Consider the following 3,512-nt stretch of genomic DNA (forward strand, 5'->3'; position numbering starts at 1 on the left):
CATCCTTACCTTCGTTGCTCAAAGCGTTACATGCCTCGGCATGCGCCCCTTTAAGCGCCTCGATAAGAAAGCCGATCTCTTCGCCTAATTGGATAAACTATTATTACCTCGCCCCTTAGCGCTTTTTAGTCACGCGTTTTTTGCCGACCTTAGATTTGTCAGACTTTTTTAATTTTTTCGCATGCTTCACTTTCGGCGACGCCGATTTTTTACTTTTACTTTGTTTTTTGGCGGTTTTTTCTTTGGATAGCTGTTTACCGCTTTTACCTTTGTTAAAACGCTTGGGTTCAGCATTATCACTAGGCGTGCCATCAGCCGCCGGTTTTGGACTAACCTCTGGGCTCGTCTTCCCCTGCTCCGCCTTACCTTTCGATAATGGTTTTCTAAAAGGTTTGTCGCCTTTAATTGCGCGCTTTCGCGGCTGCTTTTCTTCTAATTCAAAATCGACTTTGCGCTCGTCTAAATCAACCCGCGCAACCCGAACTCGAATCGCATCGCCCAAAGCAAATACTTTACGTGTACGCTCACCCACTAAGTGATGGTGCGCCGCTTCGTAATGGTAATAATCTTGCGGCAAGTTAGTAATGTGTACTAAACCTTCAACGTACAAATCTTTTAGTTCAACAAATAAACCAAACCCGGTTACTGCCGAAATAACACCATCAAAAACGCTACCAATGCGATCCTGTAAAAACTCACACTTCAACCAATTCATCACATCGCGCGTGGCTTCATCGGCGCGGCGCTCTGTTAGCGAGCTTTGCTCACCAAAGGCCATCATGCTGGCAACATCGTAGGGGTAAACTTTTTCCGCTTTTTGTGCCCGCGTATTTTCGTGGCGTTTCACTTTATTGGATTCCGCCCCGCCGCGAATCACACTGCGAATAGCGCGGTGTACTAGTAAATCGGGGTAGCGCCGAATCGGCGAAGTGAAATGCGCATACGCCGTGTAAGCCAAGCCAAAGTGGCCTTTGTTTTCGGGCTGATAAACGGCTTGGTTCATACTGCGTAACATCACCGTTTGAATAATTTGCGCATCGGGCCGGTCTTTAATCAGTGACATAACTTCTTGGTATTGTAGCGGCCCAATTTTACCGCCCTTACCTGCCCGCAACTGCAAACCTTGCGCACCTAAAAACTCCATTAAATTATTGAGTTTTTGCTCTTTGGGGCTTTCGTGCACACGGTACAAAGTCGGTATGTTATGGCTATCCAAAAAGCGTGCTGCGCAAACGTTAGCCGCCAACATGCACTCTTCAATGAGCTTGTGAGCATCGTTACGGTGAACCGGCACAATGCGCTCAATTTTACGGTTTTCATCAAATTCAATACGGGTTTCTACCGTTTCAAAATCTATCGCGCCACGCTCGGTACGAATAACACGCAACGCTTGGTAAAGGTTTTGAAGCTCGTCAATATGTTGCACCACGCTGGCGTATTGCTGGCGTAAACCCGAACGCTTTTTGTCGCGATCAGACAACATCTGCCCAACCTTGGTATAGGTTAAACGCGCATGGCTGTGCATAACCGCTTCGTAAAATTTGTACCCACTGATGCGCCCAGCATCACTAATGGTCATTTCACAAACCATACACAAACGATCCACTTCAGGGTTTAGCGAACACAAACCGTTCGATAACCCTCTTGGCAACATAGGAATCACATGATCAGGAAAATACACCGAGTTGCCGCGTATTTGGGCTTCATTATCTAATGCATCGCCAGGTAAAACATAATGCGATACATCGGCAATGGCTACGTATAAACGCCAGCCACCACTGCGTTTGCGCTCGCAATAAACCGCATCATCAAAATCGCGTGCGTCTTCACCATCAATAGTTACCAGTGGCAGGGCGCGTAGATCGATACGGCCAGTTTTGTCTTCTTCTGCGACCTCGGCACTAAGCTTAGCGGCAACCTGCTCAACCTCGGCCGGCCAAACATGGGGGATATCGTGAGCGCGAATAGCCACATCGATTTCCATACCCGGTGCCATATGGTCACCCAGCACTTCATTAATAATACCTTCGGCGGCACCAAAACGATCAGGCTGTCGAGTAATCTCGACACTCACGAACTGGCCATCTTTAGCGGTAATTGTATTTTCTTTAGCAATAAAAATATCGGTAACTATGCGGGGGTTATCGGGCCGAATACGCGGATTACCCCGGCCAATACTGTAACGCCCGACCACATGCGTTGTATTGTGCGAAAGCACCTCTGCAATACTACCTTCTTGCCTGCCGCGCGCATCAATACCGCTTACACGCACCAACACTTCATCACCATCAAACACTTTGCGCATTTGCCGATTAGCGAGGTAAATATCATCCTGCGTGCTATCGGTCACCAAAAAGCCGTAACCATCACGGTGCCCGCTCACACGGCCACGCACCAAGTCCATCTTGCTAATAGCCCCATAGGCACCACGGCGGTTACGAATAATTTGCCCATCGCGCTCCATCGCAATCAAGCGACGCCGCAGCCCTTCAATTTGGTCGTCACCCTCAATCCCTAGCAGCGCCGTTAACTTGCTTTTAGACAGCGGGCCCTGCGCCGTCACAAGCACCTCTAAAATAAGCTCGCGACTCGCAATCGGGTTGTCATAAGTCTGTGCTTCACGCGCAGCGGCGGGATCGATAATGGGGGGTTTTTCCGACAAGGGAATATCCTCTATCAATGGAGGGAATGTATAGAACTGTAGCGATACTAAAAACTCTGCCCAGTATACTGGAGTACACAATAAGACAATACCCTACCTGAACAACGAATACCGCCGCCCCTTTTTTGGCGTCTTAGGTTATAGCAAGCTAACCACGCATACCCTACACTGCGCACCACAAGCATTGACGCTTACCGGTTTCAAACCACCACAATAAGGAAATTACTATGTCGCAAATCACTACTAGTGTCGGCCTAAAAGGCCAAAACTCTTCTGTTGCAGATATTAAAATCGTGCAAACACTGCTAAACCAACACCGCGAGCGAAACGCAACATTTAAACAAACCATAGGTAAACCAGCCGGTAGCCGGTTAAGCGTTGATGGCCAGTGCGGTAACAACACCATTACCGCTATCACCTCGTTTCAAAAAATAATCGCCAAGCTCTCCAAGCCAGACGGTTTAATCGAGCCGGGCAAAAACACGTGGAAAAAGTTAAACGGCAATGTCGTCAGCAGCCACCACATTGTTAAACGCCAGAGCATCGATGGTTATCGCCCGATGAACCAATTACAACATAAAAAAACAAAAACTGGGCTCTCGACCAATATGACCTTAAGCAGAACCGGCTGCGCCGTAACCACGCTAGCAATGGCCGCTAGCGCTATAGGTAGCGCAAACAAACATTGGCCAACTAACCTAGCGCCGAAAGACCTTACACCGCCAAAAGCCAACGATATATTGATTAAGGCGGGTCAGTTTTCGGGCGGCGACTTAATCATGAAGGGGGCAGCAAATGCACTAGGCATGAGTTATAACGAATTCGGCCGCAACAGCAATTTATCCCAAGC

General features: G+C 48.3%; 2 protein-coding genes. One reads left to right on the top strand and one right to left on the bottom strand.

The genetic code is table 11. From position 1 onward, the window contains the following. Positions 1-115: 115 nt before the first annotated feature. Entirely contained in the window at positions 116-2,662 is a 2,547-nt protein-coding gene (rnr, locus tag AC3A8L_RS20640; protein ID WP_487964161.1) for a ribonuclease R, read from the bottom strand. A 227-nt stretch (positions 2,663-2,889) separates the two neighbouring features. On the opposite strand from rnr, the gene AC3A8L_RS20645 reads away from it, so the two are divergent. After that, positions 2,890-3,512, top strand: a 623-nt coding sequence (locus AC3A8L_RS20645) for a peptidoglycan-binding domain-containing protein (protein WP_487964162.1), incomplete at its 3' end; no start/stop codon positions are given.

The organism is Marinagarivorans sp. (assembly GCF_982758155.1).